Here is a 16745-nt window from a genome sequence, read left to right on the forward strand (position 1 = left end):
AGATAGGTTGGGAACGGGGGATGATCATCATCGGCGTTCATCTGTGTTCATCTGTGTCTTGAAAAGACATGCGACGTCACTTCGACGCCTCGATCATCGCGACGAAGCGGTCGAACAGGTAATGGCTGTCCATCGGGCCGGGGCTGGCCTCGGGGTGGTACTGCACCGAGAAGACCGGCTTGTCCTTGGCCTTGATGCCCTCGACCGATTGGTCGAACAGCGAGCGGTGGGTGACGGTGATTCCGGCCGGCAACGTCCTCTCATCGACCACGAAGCCGTGATTCTGGCTGGTGATCTCGACCTTGCCGGTCTCGAGGTCCTTGACCGGGTGATTGGCGCCGCGATGGCCGGTGTCCATCTTGAAGGTCTTGGCCCCCAAGGCCAGGCTCAGCATCTGGTGGCCCAGGCAGATGCCGAAGACCGGCTTGCCGGCCTTGATCACGCCCTGGATCATCGGCACCGCATAGGCCCCGGTGGCGGCCGGGTCGCCCGGGCCGTTGGACAGGAACACGCCGTCGGGCTGGTGCTTCAACACATCCTCGGCCGAACTGTCGGCCGGGACCACCGTCACCTTGCAGCCGGCGCTGGCCAGGCAGCGCAGGATGTTGCGCTTGGCGCCGAAATCGACGGCGACCACATGGAAACGCGGGTTGTCCTGGCGGCCATAGCCGGTGGTCAAGGCCCACTCGGTCTCGTCCCAGCCATAGGTCTGGCGGCAGGTGACGTCACGCGCCAGATCCATGCCTTCCAGGCCGGGCCAGCCGGCGGCCATCTCCCACGCCGCCTTCAGATCGGGCGCGCCGCCGGGGGCATAGACCACCACGCCGTTGGGGGCGCCCTTGGACCGGATGCGCCGGGTCAGGGCCCGGGTGTCGATGCCGGCCAGGCCGGTGATGGAATGCGACTTCAGCCAGGCATCCAGGTGCTGGGCCGAACGCCAGTTGGACGGCTCGGTGATGTCGGCCTTGATGATCAGGCCGCGCGCCGCCGGGGTGACGGTCTCGATGTCTTCGTTGTTGGCGCCGACATTGCCGATATGCGGGAAGGTGAAGGTGATGATCTGGCCGGCATAGGACGGGTCGGTCAGGGTTTCCTGATAGCCCGACATGGCGGTGTTGAACACCACTTCGCCGACGCTCATGCCGGCAGCGCCGATTCCCTTGCCCCACAGCACCGTGCCGTCGGCCAGCACCAGGGCGGCGTCGGCATGGGGGGGGCGGGGGATGTCGAAATTCGGCGCGGGCGGTCGGGTCATGGCGGTCCTAAAAGCAGGCCCCGGTCAGGGCGGAAATCCAAGGGTGCCTACAGGTCGCACTCGGGCGCAAGGACTCGTGTCGGTATCGACGCGACGTCCTCCGGCGGGAGCACTGGCGGCCCGGGAAGCGGCAGGCAAATTTCGCGTGGTCTATAGAAAACCGGCCCTTAAGTCAAGACTTCCCTGCCCTGCGTAAAACCGAATGTTTTCAAGCAATTAAAGGTGTTGCCAGAAAGGCCGATTCAGGCTAGTTTGACCCCTTTCCCGAGTTTCATCCGTGAGGTCCCATGCTGCGCCAGCAGCTCAACGACGCATTGAAGTCCGCCATGCTGTCCAAGGACGCGCGGACCGTTTCCACCGTGCGGCTGATCCTTGCGGCGCTGAAGGACCGCGACATCGCGGCGCGTTCGCGCAATGTCATGGATGGCATCACCGAGGACGAGATCTTGTCGATGCTGCAATCGATGATCAAGCAGCGGCGCGAGAGCATCAGCCTTTATGAACAGGGCGGCCGGCTTGAACTGGCCCAGCAGGAAGCCGACGAGATCACCATCATCGAGCGGTTCCTGCCCCGCCAGCTGTCCGAGGCCGAGACCCTGGACGCCGTGCGCGCGGTGATCGCCGAACTCGGTGCCGGCGGCCTGAAGGACATGGGCCGGGTGATGGCCGCCTTGAAGGAACGCTTCGCCGGCAGCATGGACTTCACCAAGGCCAGCGCCGCCACCAAGAAGGAATTGGGGGGCTGAACCCAGCCCCTCGCCGGTTCGGGGGCTGACGGATCATGGCCTTCCCGCCCCAGTTCCTGGACGAGTTGCGCGCCCGCGTGCCGCTGACCGGCGTGGTCGGCCGCCGGGTCAAGCTGACCCGCAAGGGCCGCGAGCAACAGGGCCTGTGCCCGTTCCACAACGAAAAGACCCCCAGCTTCACCGTCAACGAGGAGAAGGGTTTTTTTCATTGTTTCGGCTGCGGCGCCCATGGCGACGCCATCGGCTTCGAGATGCGGGCCAACCACCTGTCCTTCACCGAGGCGGTGGAGAAGCTGGCGGCCGAATGCGGCCTGGAAGTCCCCAAGGCGACGCCGCAGGAACGCCAGCAGGAGGCGCGGCGCGCCTCGCTGCACGACGTCATGGACGCGGCCTGCAAGTTCTTCGAGAAATCCCTGCGCGGGCCGGCCGGCCGTGACGGCCTGGCCTATTTGCGCGATCGCGGCCTGTCGGAAGAGACCATTGCCCGCTTCCGCCTGGGCTGGGCGCCTGAGTCGCGCGATGCCTTGAAAAAGGCGTTGATGAGCGAGGCTGCGCCGGAATCGCTGCTGATCGAAGCCGGGCTGTTGAAGAAGCCCGAGGGCGACGGGGCTTCGTTTGACTTCTTCCGCGGCCGGGTGATGTTTCCGGTCACCGACCGCCGCGGCCGCATCGTCGCCTTCGGCGCCCGCACCCTGGGCGACGGCCAGCCGAAATACCTGAACTCCCCCGACACGCCGCTGTTCCACAAGGGCTCGACCCTGTACGGCCTGGCCCATGCGCGTGAGTCGGCGCGCGAGAAGCGCATGGTGCTGGCGGCCGAGGGCTATATGGATGTCATCGCCCTGCATCAGGCCGGCTTCACCTTTGCCGTGGCGCCCTTGGGCACCGCCCTGACCGAGGCCCAGATCGAGGAAATGTGGCGTTTGGCCGACGAGCCGACCCTGTGCTTCGACGGCGACAATGCCGGTCAGCGGGCCATGGGCCGCGCCGCCGAGCGGGCGGTGCCGATCCTGAAGCCCGGCAAGTCCCTGCGCTTCGCATTGCTGCCCCACCCCGAGGACCCGGATTCGCTGATCAAGGCCAAGGGGCCGGCCGCCATGCAATCGGTGCTGGACCAGGCGCGCGGCCTGTTCGAGGTTTTGTTCGACCTGACGGTGGCCGGCCGACCGCTGGATACCCCGGAACGGCGCGCCGCCATCGAGAAGGAATTGAAGGACAAGGCCTTCGCCATCGCCGACGAGACGGTGCGCTGGCAGTACCTGTCGGCCTTCCGCGACCGCCTGCGCGAGATGCTGCGACCGCAGCGGGCTCAGCCCGGACCGGGCATGGGCCAACGCGCCCAATTCAAGCGCCGGCCCAACGATCCGCCGCTGCGCGCCCCCGATGGCCGTCTGCCCGGCGCCGGCAAGCCGCGTCCGCCGGCCGGCGACAGCGATCCCTTGTGGTTGAAAAGCTGCGAGACACAATTGATGGCGCTTTTGCTGCACCAGCCGCCCTTGCTGGAACAGGTGTGCGAAAGCCTGGGCGAGACCGGCTTTTCGGACAACGCCCTTGACAACCTTCGACGCGGGATTCTAAAGCACCTGCAGACTGTCCACGACCTTGACTCGGATGCGTTTTGCGACCATTTGAGGGCGGACGGTTTAACCCCGGTGCTGGACCATCTGCTGGACACCGACGAATACAGGATCGGCCGCCCGGAAACGATCATCGAGGCCAAGCAGCATTGGGATCGTCTTTTCAAGCGCTATGCGTGGAAGCGGGGCCTGGCGAACGACATCGGCCAGGCCGCCGAGAAACTCGGCCAGGACATGTCGGCCGGCGCGTTTGATCGGTTTGCCGCCCTGAAGCAGGTGGGCAGCGGCATCGCCGAGGACAAGGACGACGACGACGACCGGCAGGGGTTCTGACCCGGTCGGGACATAAGCGGACAAAGATCAGGAGCAAGGCAGTTCATGGCGACCAAGGCTCAGAATACGGCGGAAGTCAGCGAGACCCAGGAAGAGACCCTGGATGGTCCGCTGCTCGATACCTTGGGTGTCGCCGTCAAGAAGATGGTCGCGCGGGGCCGCGAACGCGGCTACGTCACCTATGACGAATTGAACTCCGCCCTGCCGCCCGACGAAGTGTCGTCCGAGCAGATCGAAGACACCATGGCCATGCTGTCCGAGCTGGGCATCAATGTCGTCGAAAGCGAGGAAGGCGAGGAAGCCGCCCCGGCCGAGGCCGACGAGGAAGAGACCGAGGCCTATTCGGGTGGCAATGTCGACGAAGAGGACCTGGGCCGCACCGACGATCCGGTCCGCATGTATCTGCGCGAGATGGGCTCGGTCGAGCTTTTGAGCCGCGAGGGCGAAATCGCCATCGCCAAGCGCATCGAAGCCGGCCGCGAGATGATGATCGGCGGCATCTGCGAAAGCCCGATCACCATCCGCGCCCTGGTCGACTGGCACGATGCCCTGCAGGCCGGCCGCATGTTGCTTCGTGACATCATCGACCTGGACGCCACCTACGGCAGCGGCCCCGGCGGCGAACTGACCGAAGAGGACCTGGAACGCGGCCCCGAGGAAGAGGCGGCACCCGCCGAGGGCGAGGCCGCCGAGGGCGCCGAGGACGAACCCGAGGCGCCGGAAGGCGAGGCCGAGGGCGAAGGCGAGGAAGGCGAGGGCGAGGATAGCGGTATTTCGCTGGCCGCCATGGAAGCCCAGCTGATGCCGCAGGTGTTGGAAACCCTGGAGGCCATCGCCGCCACCCATCAGAAGATGGAGAAGGTGCAAAAGGACCGCCTGGCCGCCCTGTCGAAGGGCGAGACCGTGTCGGCCAGCATCGAGAAGAAGTACGACAAGCTGAAGACCGAGATGGTCCGCCTGATGGAAGGCGTCCACCTCAACAATGCCCGCATCGAATCGCTGGTCGAGCAGATGAACGGGCTCAACAAGAAGCTGATGATGCAGGAAGGCCGGCTGCTGCGCCTGGCCGAATCGTGCCGGGTCAAGCGCCAGGACTTCCTGGACAGCTATTTCGGCAGCGAGCTGGACCCCAACTGGATCGCCACCGTTTCGGCCAAGTCCAAGCAGTGGAAGGACTTTTCCGAGAAGCACAAGACCGAGATCGGCGAGATCCGGACCAGGATCGGCGGCATTTCCAACGAGGCGGCGCTGCCGATTTCCGAATTCCGCCGCATCGTCCAGACCGTGCAGCGGGGCGAGCGCGAGGCCAGCAAGGCCAAGAAGGAAATGATCGAGGCCAACCTGCGCCTGGTGATTTCCATTGCCAAGAAGTACACCAACCGCGGCCTGCAGTTCCTGGACCTGATCCAGGAGGGCAATATCGGCCTGATGAAGGCGGTCGATAAGTTCGAGTACCGCCGTGGCTACAAGTTCTCGACCTACGCCACCTGGTGGATCCGCCAGGCGATCACCCGCTCGATCGCCGATCAGGCCCGCACCATCCGTATTCCGGTGCACATGATCGAGACCATCAACAAGCTGGTCCGCACCAGCCGCCAGATGCTGCACGAGATCGGCCGCGAGCCGACCCCGGAAGAGCTGGCGGAAAAGCTGTCGATGCCGCTGGAGAAGGTCCGGAAGGTATTAAAGATCGCCAAGGAGCCGATCTCGCTGGAAACCCCGATCGGCGACGAGGAAGACAGCCACCTGGGCGACTTCATCGAGGACAAGAACGCGGTTCTGCCGCTGGACGCGGCGATCCAGGCCAACCTGCGCGAGACCACGACCCGGGTGCTGGCGTCCCTGACCGCGCGCGAGGAGCGCGTTCTGCGGATGCGCTTCGGCATCGGCATGAACACCGACCACACCCTGGAAGAGGTCGGCCAGCAATTCAGCGTGACCCGCGAACGCATCCGCCAGATCGAGGCCAAGGCGCTGCGGAAGCTGAAGCATCCTTCGCGGAGCCGCAAGCTGCGCAGTTTCCTCGACACCTAGGGGTGTTCTGACCGAACCCGGCCGGGCTTGACGCCCGGCCGCTTCGCGTTATGGTACCCGTTTCCGGTGGGGCCTGTAGCTCAATGGTTAGAGCCGGCCGCTCATAACGGTCTGGTTGCAGGTTCGAGTCCTGCCGGGCCCACCAAATCCTGCAAAGTCAATGACATAGCCTTGATGAGCCCCTGGTGGGACATCAAGGTGGAACATTGGCTTTGCACGCTCCCGCCTATCTGCACGTCTCGCGCCACCGGGTCTTCTACCTGCGTTGGCCGCTGCCCAAGGCCCTGCACCCCCAGGGCAGGCCATCCACGGTCAAGGTGTCGCTGGGCAGACGCCTGAGCATGAACCCTCCCGCTATGACAGCAAACACCGCGCACCCCGCCACCCGTCGCGCTGGCAAGATTTCTCGCCTTACTATGCGCCATATTGCGCACTCAACGCGCTGGTTCATGCCGAATGCGCGGCATTTTACTATTCTGTTGCGCAGCCCAACCACGCTGCAAATCCCCGTTCTGGAAGGCCATCGCGACATTGACGCCCATTTCTCGGAAACGGACGAGGCCTCCCCCTAAACCAGATACCGCGCCGCCAGGTGCGCCTTGAACACGCCGGCATCCAGCGGTCGGCCGGTGGCTTGGGTCAACAGGTCGCGGGTCGACAGGCTGGAGCCCTTGCCGTGGACATGCTCGCGTAGCCACAGCAACAGCGGCGCGAAGTCGCCCCGCTGGATGGCGGCCGGAATGCCCGGCACCGCCTTCTTGGCGGCGTCGAACAATTGGGCGGCGGTCATGGCGCCCAGGGTGTAGGTGGGGAAGTAACCCCAGGCGCCGCCGAACCAGTGGATGTCTTGCAGGCAGCCCAGCCGGTCGTCGGGCGGCGTGATGCCCAGCAGGCGCCGATAGCCGGCGTCCCAGGCCTCGGGCAGGTCCTCCAGTTCCATCCGCCCCTCGATCAGGGCCTTTTCCAGGCCATAGCGGATGATGACATGGGCCGGATAGGTCGCCTCGTCGGCATCGACGCGGATGAAGCCGCGCTCGACCCGGGTGAAGTGGCGGGCCAAGTTGTCGGGCTCCCAGGCCGGGCCTTCAGCCTGGAAGGCTTCGCGCAGCAAGGGGGCGGCGAAGGTCAGGAACTCAGCACTGCGGCAGGCCTGCATCTCCATCAGCAGGCTTTGGCTTTCATGCATCTGCATGCCGCGCGCCCGCCCGATCGGCTGGCGCCGCCAGGGCGCGGCCGGCAGGCCCATCTCGTAAAGGGCGTGGCCGGTCTCGTGGATCACCCCCATCAGCGATTTGGTGAACTGGGCCTCGTCATAGCGAGTGGTCAGGCGCACATCGTCGGGGATGCCACCGCAGAAGGGATGCAGGCTCTCATCCAGCCGGCCATGGCCGAAATCGAAGCCCAGCACGCCCATGATCGTCTTGCCCAGAGCCTTCTGGGCGGCGGTGGGGAAGGGACCGGGCAATGGCAGGGCAGCGGGGCGGGCGCCCTGGACCGACAATGCCCGCTCGATGAAGTCGGGCAGGAAGGCTTCCAGGTCGGCGAACACAAGGTCGATGTCGGCCGAGCGGCCATCGGGCTCGTACTGGTCCAGCAGGGCATCGTAGATGCCGACCCCCAGCGCCTCGGACTTGGCTTGGCCGGCCTCGCGGACCAGGGCCAGCAGCGGCTTCAGGGTCGGCAGCACGCGCTGGAAATCGGCGGCCGGGCGGGCGTCCCGCCACACCATCTCGCAGGTGGATTCCGCCTTGGACAGGGCCTCGACCAGTTGGGCCGGCACCGCCGCCGCATGGACCCAGTCGCGGTGCATCTCGTGCAGGTTGGCGGCCCGCCACGGGTCCAGCGCCTCGGATCCGGCAGCACCCAGCAGGTCTTGCACCTCGGGCGCGGTGACGGTCTGGTGGATGATGGTCTTGATCAGGGCCATCTGCTCGGCCCGGGCCCGGGCGCCGCCTTCCGGCATCATCGCCGACATGTCCCACGACAGCACGGCCAACGCCTCGCCCAGGGTGGCGGCCTTGTCGAAAATCGCTTCCAGACGGTCAGTGGCGGGGGTGGCGGACATGGGGGCTCCTTGGCTACACTGCCTTCCTTCGTACAGATGGGAAGGGGGCAAGTCCATGACCAAACCAAGTTTCGCCGTGGTTCTGTCGGGCTGTGGCGTCTATGACGGTGCCGAGATCCACGAGGCGGTCCTGACCTTGCTGGCGATCGACCGGGCCGGCGGCACCTCTGCCTGCTTCGCCCCCGACCGCGCCCAGATGCATGTGGTCAACCACCTGACCGGCGAGGCCACCGCCGAAAGCCGCAACGTGCTGGTGGAATCGGCCCGCATCGCGCGCGGCAAGATCTCGCCGCTGTCGGCCTTCAAGGCCGCCGATTTCGACGCCCTGATCTTTCCCGGCGGCTTCGGCGCCGCCAAGAACCTGTCAAGCTTCGCAATCGATGGGCCGGGCTGTTCGGTCGACCCGGATGTCGCGGCGGCCATCACCGCCATGCATCGGGCCGGCAAGCCGATCGGCGCGTTGTGCATCGCGCCCGCCGTGCTGGCCAAGGTGTTGGGCGACAAGGTGTCGCTGACCATCGGGTCGGACGCCGGCACCGCCGCCGCCATCGAGGCCATGGGCGCCACCCATTGCCCGACCACCCATGCCGAGGTGGTGGTCGATCAGGCCCACAAGGTGGTGACCTCGCCCTGCTACATGCTGGATGCCAGCATCGGCCAGATCGCCGACGGCGCTGCCGCCACGGTGGCGGCGATCTTGAAGCTTCTGGGCCGTTGAACCCCACCCTGGTCGGGGCGGCGGCGCTGGCGCTGTGGTCCAGCCTGGCGCTGCTGACCGCCGCCAGCGGCGACCTGCCGCCCTTCCAGATGGTGGCGGTGACCTTCGGCCTGGCGGCCCTGATCGGCATCGCCCTTCAGGTGGCGCGGGGGCTTGACCCGCTGGCCCGGCTGCGTCAGCCGGCCGGCGCCTGGCTGCTGTCGGTGGGCGGGCTGTTCGGCTATCACGCCCTTTACTTCCTGGCCCTGAAGGCGGCGCCGTCGATCGAGGCCAACCTGATCAATTATCTGTGGCCGCTGTTGATCGTGCTGGGTTCGGCCCTGCTGCCGGGCGAGCGCCTGTCGGGCCGCCATCTGGCCGGCGCCCTGGCCGGTTTCGTCGGCGTCGGCCTGCTGATGACCGGCGCCTCGTTCGATCCGGTCCATTGGCCGGGCTATCTGGCCGCCCTGGCCTGCGCGCTGGTGTGGGCCGGCTATTCGGTGGCCAACCGGCGCTATGCGAGCGTGCCGTCCGACGCCGTCACCGGATTTTGCGCGGCCACCGCCCTGCTGGCCGCCATCGCCCATCTGGCCTTCGAGAGCTGGGTGGCGCCTTCCGGCGCGGAATGGCTGGTGCTGGCGCTGATGGGGGCCGGTCCGGTGGGGGCGGCCTTCTTCGTGTGGGATTTTGGCGTCAAGCATGGCGATGTCCGCACCCTGGGCACCCTGGCCTATGGCACCCCCTTGGCCTCGACGCTGCTGCTGGCGCTGTTCGGCAAGGGGGATCTGGACGCCCGGGTGATGGCGGCTGCCGCCCTGATCGTCGGCGGCGCCGCCCTGGGATCAAGCGCCCGGATCAGGGCGAAAGGGCCGCCCGCTTCTTCGCCAGGCGGCCATTGAAGCGGTCCCACGCCACCACACTGCGGTCGTGGCGGCCGGCGCCGATCTGGTCGATCTCGTCACGGGCCACCACGCTCCAGCCCAGGCGGGGTCCATCGACCCGGTCGCAGGTGACGGTCACCGTCACCGTCTGGCCGGGCAGGGTGGGGGCGGTGTGATCGACGGCGATGGCGATGCCCAACGAGCCCTCGCCCTCGTCCAGATGCGGGGCCAGCGCCTCGATGCAGGCCCATTCCATCAATCCCACCATGTAGCCGGTGGCGAACACCCCGGGCATGGCGGTGAACAAAGGCGATTCCGGGTAAAGGGCCGGCACCGTCTTGGCATCGGTGACGGTGAAGGCGAAGGTGAAGACGTCACCGACCTGGGGCGAGGATTTCATCGCGGGCCTCCTTTGCAACGCGGACAAGTTTGCGCCACCATGGGGGGCGAGCCCACCCGGGGGATTCCGAGGCAGATGGTGATGGATATCCTGCAAGACACCTTGGACCAGTTGGAGGTCGGCATCATCCGCTTCGATGCCGAGCTGAAGCTGGTGGCGTGGAACCGCGCCCTGATCGAGATGATGGGCTTTCCGCCCGAGATGATGGTTCCCGGCACGCCGTTCCTGGCCTTCGTCGAGTTCAATATCGCGCGCGGCGAGCATGGCAGCGGCGAGAGCCGGCTGATCGTGCGCCAACGTCTGGCCAGCCTGACCGATAGCTATGCCCGGCGTCGGCCCGATGGCACCCTGATCCGGGTCCAGGGCCGGGCGATGGCCGATGGCGGCATCATGAAGGTGTTCACCCGCGAGGCGGACACGGGCGGCGCCCAGGCCGCGCCCGAATTGTCTGGCCGCGAGCGCGAGGTGCTGCTGTGGGCGGCCCAGGGCAAGACAGCGTGGGAAACCGCCTCGATCCTGGGGATATCGCCCAAGACGGTGGAATTCCACTTGGCCAATTGCGGTCGCAAACTGGGCACCACCGCCAAGGCCCAGACCATCTTGGCGGCGGCCCGGCGGGGGCTTTTGCCGCNTTGCGTGCCCGGACTTTTGCCCCGCTTACCTTTAGGGGCGCCACCCTTCCGGCGCCATTTCGAATCCGTCGAAGGAAAAGGCCGGCGCCACCACGCACGAGACCAGCACCCATTCGCCCAGCGGTTCGGCCGCCTGCCAGGAATGGGCCGGTACCACCGCATGGGGCACCTGGCCGGCCAGGACGTCGCCGCCCAGGATGAGTTCTGCACCATCGATCTTCAGCGTCAGCGGCCCGCCGGCGTGCCAGGCCCAGATCTCGGCGGCATCGACGCGGTGCCAATGTGACGCCTCGCCCGCCTTCAGCAGGAAGTGGATCACCGTGCACGCGCCGCGCCCGCCGTTCGTGCCGACATCGCGGAAGGTCTCGGCGTAATGACCGCCCTCCGGGTGGGGCCGAAGCCCCAGCCGGGCGATGATGGCATCGGCCTGGTCGCTCATTCCTTCGGCTCGGTTTCCTGGACCGAACGGCGGTTATGGGTGGTGGCGTACCAATGGGCCAGATGCGGACGCGCGGTGCGCCAATCGCCGACGGCGCCGCGGAAGTCCAGATAGCCCAGCGTTGCCACCACGGTCAGCGGCCCGATCAGGAAGACGCTGCTCCAGTGACCGATATCCTTTTCCAGATGATCGAGCGAGCGGGTGATGGCCGCCTTCTGGCGATCGATCCAGCCGCTCCAGCGCTTGTCCTCGGGGCGCAGCGTCTCTTCGACGCGAATGGCCACGGCGGCGTCCAGGATGCCGTCGGCCAGGGCCTGGATCCTCAGCTGCCGCCAGCGCTCCTGGCCGTCGGCCGGGAACAGCTTGTGGCCGGCATGCAACGAATCGAGGTACTCGCAGATCACCGGAGAATCATAGAGCGCCTGGCCATCCTCCAGGATCAGCGCCGGCACCTTCGACAGCGGATTGTCGGCGGTCAGGTCGGCTTCCGAGGCCCAGGCGTTGGTCGGGACCATCTCGACCCGGTGGTCCAGGCCGCACTCGATCAGCGTCATCCACACCTTGCGGGCGTAGGGTGAGGTGTGGGAATAGCGCAGTTTCATCATCGGTTCTCCGGTCAGAAAGATCAAAACACGTCCTTGCGGCGGCGCAACTCGGCGAACACCTGGGCCGGCGGCGTCCCGGGGGGCAGGCCGACCGCCTGGGCGATGCAGGCCTGGTCGGGGCGCAGGAACGGATTGGTGGCGCGCTCGTCTTCCATGGTGACCGGGATGCTGGACCGTCCCTGGGCGTTCAGTCGCGCCACCTGCTCGATACGCGCCTTCAAGGCCTGGTTGTCGCGGTCCAGCACCTTGGCGAAACGGCCATTGGCGGCGGTGTATTCGTGGGCGCAATAGATGTTGGTGTGATCGGGCAGGTCGCGCAGCTTGGCCAGGCTTGCCCACATCTGGTCGGCGGTCCCCTCGAACAGGCGACCGCAGCCCAGCGAGAACAAGGTGTCACCGCAAAACAGCGCCGCGGAATCCGGGAACCAGAAGGCGATGTGGCCGCTGGTATGGCCCGGCGTCTCGAACACCATCGCCGCCGCGTGGCCCAAGAGGAAGGTGTCGCCCTCGGCCACTTCCAGATCGATGCCGGGGATGCGCTCGGCATCCTTGCGCGCGCCCACCACCTGGGCGCCGGTCGCCTTCTTCAGGTCCAGATTGCCGCCGGTATGGTCGCCATGGTGATGGGTGTTGAGAATGTGGGTCAGGCCCCACCCCCGGGCCGCCAGCATATCCAGCACCGGGGCGGCGACGGCCGGATCGACCACCGCCGTCGCGCCGCTTTCCGGCTCGTGCAGCAGATGGATGTAATTGTCCGACAGGACGGCGATCTGCTCGATGGTCAGATGGGACATGGGCGGCCTCGCGCGGAGCTTGGCGCCATCTTACCCCACGATGCGGTAGACCACCACCTCGCGTGAGGTCTTGTCTTCCAGCTCCAGGCTGGTCTGGACCACCCGGCGATCGACTTCCAGCAGGCCCATCTTGGGCAGATAGGCCCGGCCGGGATCGGCCATCAGCACCATGGCGCCGTCGGCGGCCAGCTTTCGAAGCCACGGCCAGATATGCTCGGTCATCGGCTTTTCGTAGCAGACGTCGCCGGCCACCACCACATCCCAGCGATTGGCCTGGCCGACCAGATCGTCCAGCACCACGCTCACCTCGACGCCGTTCAGGCGGGCATTGTTCAAGATGGCCGCCCCGGCCAGGGAATCGATCTCGGCCGCTTCGACCAGGGCCGCGCCGTTGATGGCAGCGGCGACCGCCGACACGCCGCAGCCGGCGGCGAAATCCAGCACCCGCTTGCCCCGCACCAGCTCGGGGTGGTCCAGCACATAGCGGGTCAAGGCCTGGCCGCCGGCCCAGCAGAACGCCCAATAGGGCGGCGGCACGTTCATGCCGTCCAGCGCGTCCTCGGTGGCCTGCCACAAGGGGGTGATCTCGGTGGCCAGGTGCAGCTTGATTTCCGGGCAGGCCGGCGGGCTGGCCACCATGGTCACCTCGCGGATGAAGGCGGCCGGATCGGACGCCATCAAGGCCCGGCAGTGATCGACGTCCAGGCTCATGTCAATTTCCCGGCGATGATCGCCGCCAGCAGCGCCCAGCCGAAGAAGCGGTTGGACTTGAACTTGTCCAGGCAGTCGGCGCCGTCGTCGATATCGACGGTCCTGACCTGCCAGGCCAGTTGCAGCCCGGCCAGGGCCAATCCCGGCCAGAAGGCCCAGGACAGCCCGGCCAGCCAGCAGGCCAACCCGACCAGGGCCAGGGTGCCGCCATAGAAGCCGATCAGCCAGGCGGGCGTGGAATCGCCCAGGCGCAGCGCCGTCGACTTGATGCCGACCATGATGTCGTCTTCCTTGTCCTGGTGGGCGTAGATGGTGTCGTAGCCCAGGGTCCACAGGATGCCGGCGGCGTACAGGACCAGGGCGGGCGGGCCGATTTCGCCGGTGACCGCCGCCCAGCCCAACAGCGCCCCCCAATTGAAGGTTAGTCCCAGCCAGGCCTGCGGCCACCAGGTGATGCGCTTCATCAGCGGATAGGGAAACACCAGCAGCAGCGAGGCGGCGCCGACCATGATGGCGAAGGGCGGCAATTGCAGCAAGATGACCAGGCCTGCCAGCAATTGCAGCGCCAGGAAGGCCACGGCCTGGGGCACGCTGACCGCGCCCGAGGGGATCGGGCGGCCGGCTGTGCGGGCGACCAGGGCGTCGAACTTGTGGTCGGCGATGTCGTTGACGGTGCAGCCCGCACCCCGCATCACCACGGCGCCGACGGCGAACAGGATGAACAGGCGGATGTCCGGCCAGCCATCGGCGGCCAGGGCGCTGCTCCACCAGCAGGGAAACAGCAAAAGCCAGGTGCCGATCGGGCGATCAAGCCGCATCAGCCGCAAATAGGGCCGGGCCGGGGCGGGAATCCAGCGATCGATCCAGTTGCCGACCGGGATGTCGCCGTTCAGGGAGACAGGGGTGTTCATGGCGCCAAGCAATAGCCGAAATCAGCCGGTGCCGCCATTGGTCTTGGCGGGATCCTTCTTCGGGGCCGGGGGGCGGTACACCAGCAAGCCGTTGTGCCAGACCAGATTGTTGATGGCCCAGCCCTTGGTGGGGGCGGAATCGTCGTGGGCCGGCTGCATCGGCTTCGAGAACATGTAGCCCTGGCCGAAGCGGACCTTCAACAGGCGCAGCAGCGCCACCGTCTTGGGGGTTTCGACATATTCGGCGATGGTGCCGACCTTCAATTCGCCGCACAAGGCGGCGATCGAGCGCAGGAACGGCATCGCCGCACTTTCGTCGGTGATGTCCTTGATATAGCTGCCGTCGATCTTGACGTGGTCGACTTGCAAGGCGCGCAGATAATGGAAGGCGGCCGACCCGGCGCCGAAATCGTCGAGACAGACCGGAAAGCCCTGCCGGCGCAGGGTCTGCAGCACGCCGTTGACCGACGGCAGATCATCGACCTCGGCCGATTCGGTCAGCTCGAACAGCAGCCGTCCCTTGAGGTCGGCGCACGAGGCGACGACGTCCAACAAGCGCCGGGCGGTGGGCGCGTGCGACAAGGACCGGCCCGACAGGTTGACGGCGAAGCGCAGCGCTTCGTGGTGGCCCTGCGGCGAGCGCATGAAATTGATGGCCCGATGCAGGATGGCCATGTCCAGCGTGCCGACGATGCCGACATTCTCGGCGAAGGTCACCGTCTCGAACGGCGAGGCCTGACCGGGAAAACGGACCAGGCATTCGAAATGGTGCACCACGTCGGTCCACAGATCGATGATCGGCTGGAACACCAGCTCGAAGCGGCCGTGGTCGATGGTTTCCTTGATCTGGCGGATCTGGCCGACGGTGTCGGACAGGCTGGTGCGGACGTCGCGGGCCATGCTGTCCAGGCTGATGCTTTCGCCCTGGGCGAAACGGTTCAGCGAATAAAGCAGGGCGTTGGTGGCTTCCTCCGACGAGATTCCGGCGGCGTCCAGAGCCAGGGTCATGGCCTGGATCGGCTCGACCTTGTCGTCGGGCAGGAAGGCCTTGACCAGATCGGTGACGGCATTCTCGATGGCGCCGGCGCTGACCAGCGGCGAATGGATGATGCCGAAGCGTCCTTCGCCCAGTTCGGCCGCCGCGTCGCCGCCGACAGACGCCGCCTTCAGCCTTTCGCCCAACTCGGCGACGAATTCGTCGGCCTTGACGGTGCCGACGGCGGCGCGAACCTGCTCGACATGCGGCACCTCGACCATGGTCAGCTGATAGGACTGGTCGGGGTCGCCGCCCATGCTGCCTTCGTCCATCATCCGCCGCGCCAGCGCCGAGAAATCCTCGCGCCCCAGCAGCCGGCTGACCGGATTGCGGTTCTCGTCGGGGACTTCCAGCGAGGCGGCGTGGGTCAGGGCGATCAGACGGGCGCCGGGCTGGTCGGGATGACGATAGCCGGCCAATGCCACCGGCTTGGGCTGACGGGCCTGGTCGCCGGGCGTGTGCAGCAGCAGGTGGCGGACCCGCTCGCCCTCGTCCATGCGGACCAGGGCGCGATCGACGCGTTCGTTGTCCTGGGGGATGAACAGGTTGGCCAATTGCAGGTCGGTCAACGCCCGCGCCGGCTTGCTGGTCAGGGCCATGGCAGCGCCGACGGCGAAGGTGATGCGCCCGGATTCGTCGACTTCGAGCAGCAGATCGGCAGCTGCGAAAGCGAAGGCTACGTAAATCTCGCGCGAGCGGGCCAGATCGCCAGCCGCCATGGCCACTCCCTACTGAAATCTCAATAAACTATGGCATGATACAAAAGGCTAGGCCAGCGGCGACTTCTCGCTACCAACGCGTCAATTCGGCCAGGAAGTCCATGACCGCGTCGGCGCCGCCCTTGTCCCAGATGTCGTTGTGCCCGGTCTCGGGCAGGAACAGGCCGCGCTTCTCGCGAGCCGACCGCGCCAGACCCAGGATTTCCTTGCCCATGCTCACCGGCACCAAATCGTCTTCCTCGCCATGCAGCAGCAGCAAGGGCGCGGTGACGGCCCCGATCTGCACGCGGTTGTCGAAGCGATCGGCCATCAGCAGCCGGGCCAGGCCGGGCAGCAGATAGGACGGCGCCAGGTCGGGCAGGCAGGTGAAGGGGGCTTCCAGGATCACGCCGGCCAGATCCTCGAGCTCGCCGGCCAGGCGGGTGACGATGCCGGTGCCCAGGGATTCGCCGTACAGCACGATGCGACTTTGCGGGATGCCCTTGCCGATCAGCCAGTGCAGGGCGGCCCGGCCATCCATGACCAGGCCGGCTTCGGTGGGGGTGCCGGGATTGCCGCCAAAGCCGCGATAGCCGACCAACAAGACGCCATGGCCGGCATCCAGCAGGGGGCGCGCCTTGGCGGCGCGGTCGGCGATGGTGCCCGAATTGCCGTGATAGAAGACGATGGTGACGCGGTCGGGCTTGGTGGGCGGCGCGTACCAGCCGGTGACCAGCCAGCCGTCGGCCGACGACACCTGCAGCGATACCATTTCGGGCAGGCCGATTGCGGCCGGCTCGGGCCGGGTGCGGCCGGGATGATAGATCATCGAACGCTGAAACAAGGCGGTGGCGGCGACCAGCACGAGGTAACCCGCGACCAGTGCCACCAGGATTTCGGCGATCACCCACGGCGTCCTTTTCATCGGGTC

16 protein-coding genes, 1 tRNA gene and 1 pseudogene are annotated in these 16745 nt (G+C 66.7%); 8 read left to right on the forward strand and 10 right to left on the reverse strand.

Annotated elements, in window-relative coordinates:
* Positions 1-76: 76 nt before the first annotated feature.
* Positions 77-1255: a glutamine-hydrolyzing carbamoyl-phosphate synthase small subunit gene (gene carA, locus MTBLM5_RS07135; protein ID WP_173975083.1), complete on the reverse strand. Its 1179-nt coding sequence runs from the start codon at positions 1253-1255 to the stop codon at positions 77-79.
* A gap of 287 nt (positions 1256-1542) precedes the next feature.
* Here carA and MTBLM5_RS07140 point away from each other — a divergent pair, with 287 nt between their 5' ends.
* From MTBLM5_RS07140 to MTBLM5_RS07160, 5 genes are all read left to right on the forward strand, one after another.
* On the forward strand, positions 1543-2001 hold the full coding sequence (locus tag MTBLM5_RS07140; protein WP_173975085.1) for a GatB/YqeY domain-containing protein: 459 nt from the start codon (positions 1543-1545) through the stop codon (positions 1999-2001).
* A gap of 35 nt (positions 2002-2036) precedes the next feature.
* Complete coding sequence (dnaG, locus tag MTBLM5_RS07145) at positions 2037-3911, forward strand: DNA primase (protein WP_173975088.1); 1875 nt, start codon at positions 2037-2039, stop codon at positions 3909-3911.
* A 45-nt stretch (positions 3912-3956) separates the two neighbouring features.
* Positions 3957-5945, forward strand: coding sequence for an RNA polymerase sigma factor RpoD (gene rpoD / locus MTBLM5_RS07150; RefSeq protein WP_173975090.1), 1989 nt, complete (start codon positions 3957-3959; stop codon positions 5943-5945).
* 69 nt (positions 5946-6014) lie between these two features.
* Positions 6015-6090: transfer RNA gene (locus MTBLM5_RS07155), tRNA-Ile, on the forward strand.
* Positions 6091-6151: 61 nt separating this feature from the next.
* Positions 6152-6517 carry a hypothetical protein gene (locus MTBLM5_RS07160; protein WP_173975092.1) on the forward strand — a complete coding sequence of 122 codons (366 nt, stop codon included), beginning with the start codon at positions 6152-6154 and terminating at the stop codon, positions 6515-6517.
* Here the strand turns inward: MTBLM5_RS07160 and MTBLM5_RS07165 are convergent.
* Entirely contained in the window at positions 6514-8010 is a 1497-nt protein-coding gene (locus MTBLM5_RS07165; protein WP_173975094.1) for a carboxypeptidase M32, read from the reverse strand. The two genes, MTBLM5_RS07160 and MTBLM5_RS07165, sit on opposite strands and share 4 nt — an antisense overlap.
* A gap of 55 nt (positions 8011-8065) precedes the next feature.
* Here MTBLM5_RS07165 and elbB point away from each other — a divergent pair, with 55 nt between their 5' ends.
* Both elbB and MTBLM5_RS07175 read left to right on the forward strand, forming a co-directional pair.
* Complete coding sequence (elbB, locus tag MTBLM5_RS07170; RefSeq protein WP_173975096.1) at positions 8066-8728, forward strand: isoprenoid biosynthesis glyoxalase ElbB; 663 nt, start codon at positions 8066-8068, stop codon at positions 8726-8728.
* A complete protein-coding gene (locus MTBLM5_RS07175; RefSeq protein ID WP_254430940.1) occupies positions 8725-9606 on the forward strand; it encodes a DMT family transporter in 882 nt (293 codons plus the stop codon). Before elbB ends, MTBLM5_RS07175 begins: the two co-directional genes overlap by 4 nt.
* Here MTBLM5_RS07175 and MTBLM5_RS07180 read toward each other — a convergent pair.
* Complete coding sequence (locus MTBLM5_RS07180; protein ID WP_173975098.1) at positions 9563-9988, reverse strand: thioesterase family protein; 426 nt, start codon at positions 9986-9988, stop codon at positions 9563-9565. The genes MTBLM5_RS07175 and MTBLM5_RS07180 overlap by 44 nt on opposite strands.
* Before the next feature lie 81 nt (positions 9989-10069).
* On the opposite strand from MTBLM5_RS07180, the pseudogene MTBLM5_RS19115 reads away from it, so the two are divergent.
* Positions 10070-10579: pseudogene (locus tag MTBLM5_RS19115) on the forward strand (PAS-domain containing protein); the annotation flags it as partial.
* Between the two features lie 72 nt (positions 10580-10651).
* Here MTBLM5_RS19115 and MTBLM5_RS18875 read toward each other — a convergent pair.
* From MTBLM5_RS18875 to MTBLM5_RS07225, 7 genes are all read right to left on the reverse strand, one after another.
* Complete coding sequence (locus tag MTBLM5_RS18875) at positions 10652-11059, reverse strand: cupin domain-containing protein (protein ID WP_173975099.1); 408 nt, start codon at positions 11057-11059, stop codon at positions 10652-10654.
* Complete coding sequence (locus MTBLM5_RS07200; protein WP_371814001.1) at positions 11056-11664, reverse strand: glutathione S-transferase N-terminal domain-containing protein; 609 nt, start codon at positions 11662-11664, stop codon at positions 11056-11058. The genes MTBLM5_RS18875 and MTBLM5_RS07200 overlap by 4 nt, the downstream gene beginning before the upstream one ends.
* A gap of 20 nt (positions 11665-11684) precedes the next feature.
* A complete protein-coding gene (gloB, locus tag MTBLM5_RS07205; protein ID WP_173975101.1) occupies positions 11685-12458 on the reverse strand; it encodes a hydroxyacylglutathione hydrolase in 774 nt (257 codons plus the stop codon).
* A 30-nt stretch (positions 12459-12488) separates the two neighbouring features.
* On the reverse strand, positions 12489-13169 hold the full coding sequence (locus MTBLM5_RS07210) for a methyltransferase (RefSeq protein ID WP_254430941.1): 681 nt from the start codon (positions 13167-13169) through the stop codon (positions 12489-12491).
* Positions 13166-14080: a 4-hydroxybenzoate octaprenyltransferase gene (gene ubiA / locus MTBLM5_RS07215; RefSeq protein ID WP_173975103.1), complete on the reverse strand. Its 915-nt coding sequence runs from the start codon at positions 14078-14080 to the stop codon at positions 13166-13168. Before ubiA ends, MTBLM5_RS07210 begins: the two co-directional genes overlap by 4 nt.
* Before the next feature lie 21 nt (positions 14081-14101).
* Positions 14102-15835: an EAL domain-containing protein gene (locus MTBLM5_RS07220; RefSeq protein ID WP_173975105.1), complete on the reverse strand. Its 1734-nt coding sequence runs from the start codon at positions 15833-15835 to the stop codon at positions 14102-14104.
* Positions 15836-15905: 70 nt separating this feature from the next.
* Positions 15906-16721, reverse strand: coding sequence for an alpha/beta hydrolase (locus MTBLM5_RS07225; RefSeq protein ID WP_254430942.1), 816 nt, complete (start codon positions 16719-16721; stop codon positions 15906-15908).
* Positions 16722-16745: the final 24 nt, after the last annotated feature.

Origin of the sequence: Magnetospirillum sp. LM-5 (assembly GCF_902729445.1) — a bacterium.
Lineage (GTDB): Bacteria > Pseudomonadota > Alphaproteobacteria > Rhodospirillales > Magnetospirillaceae > Magnetospirillum.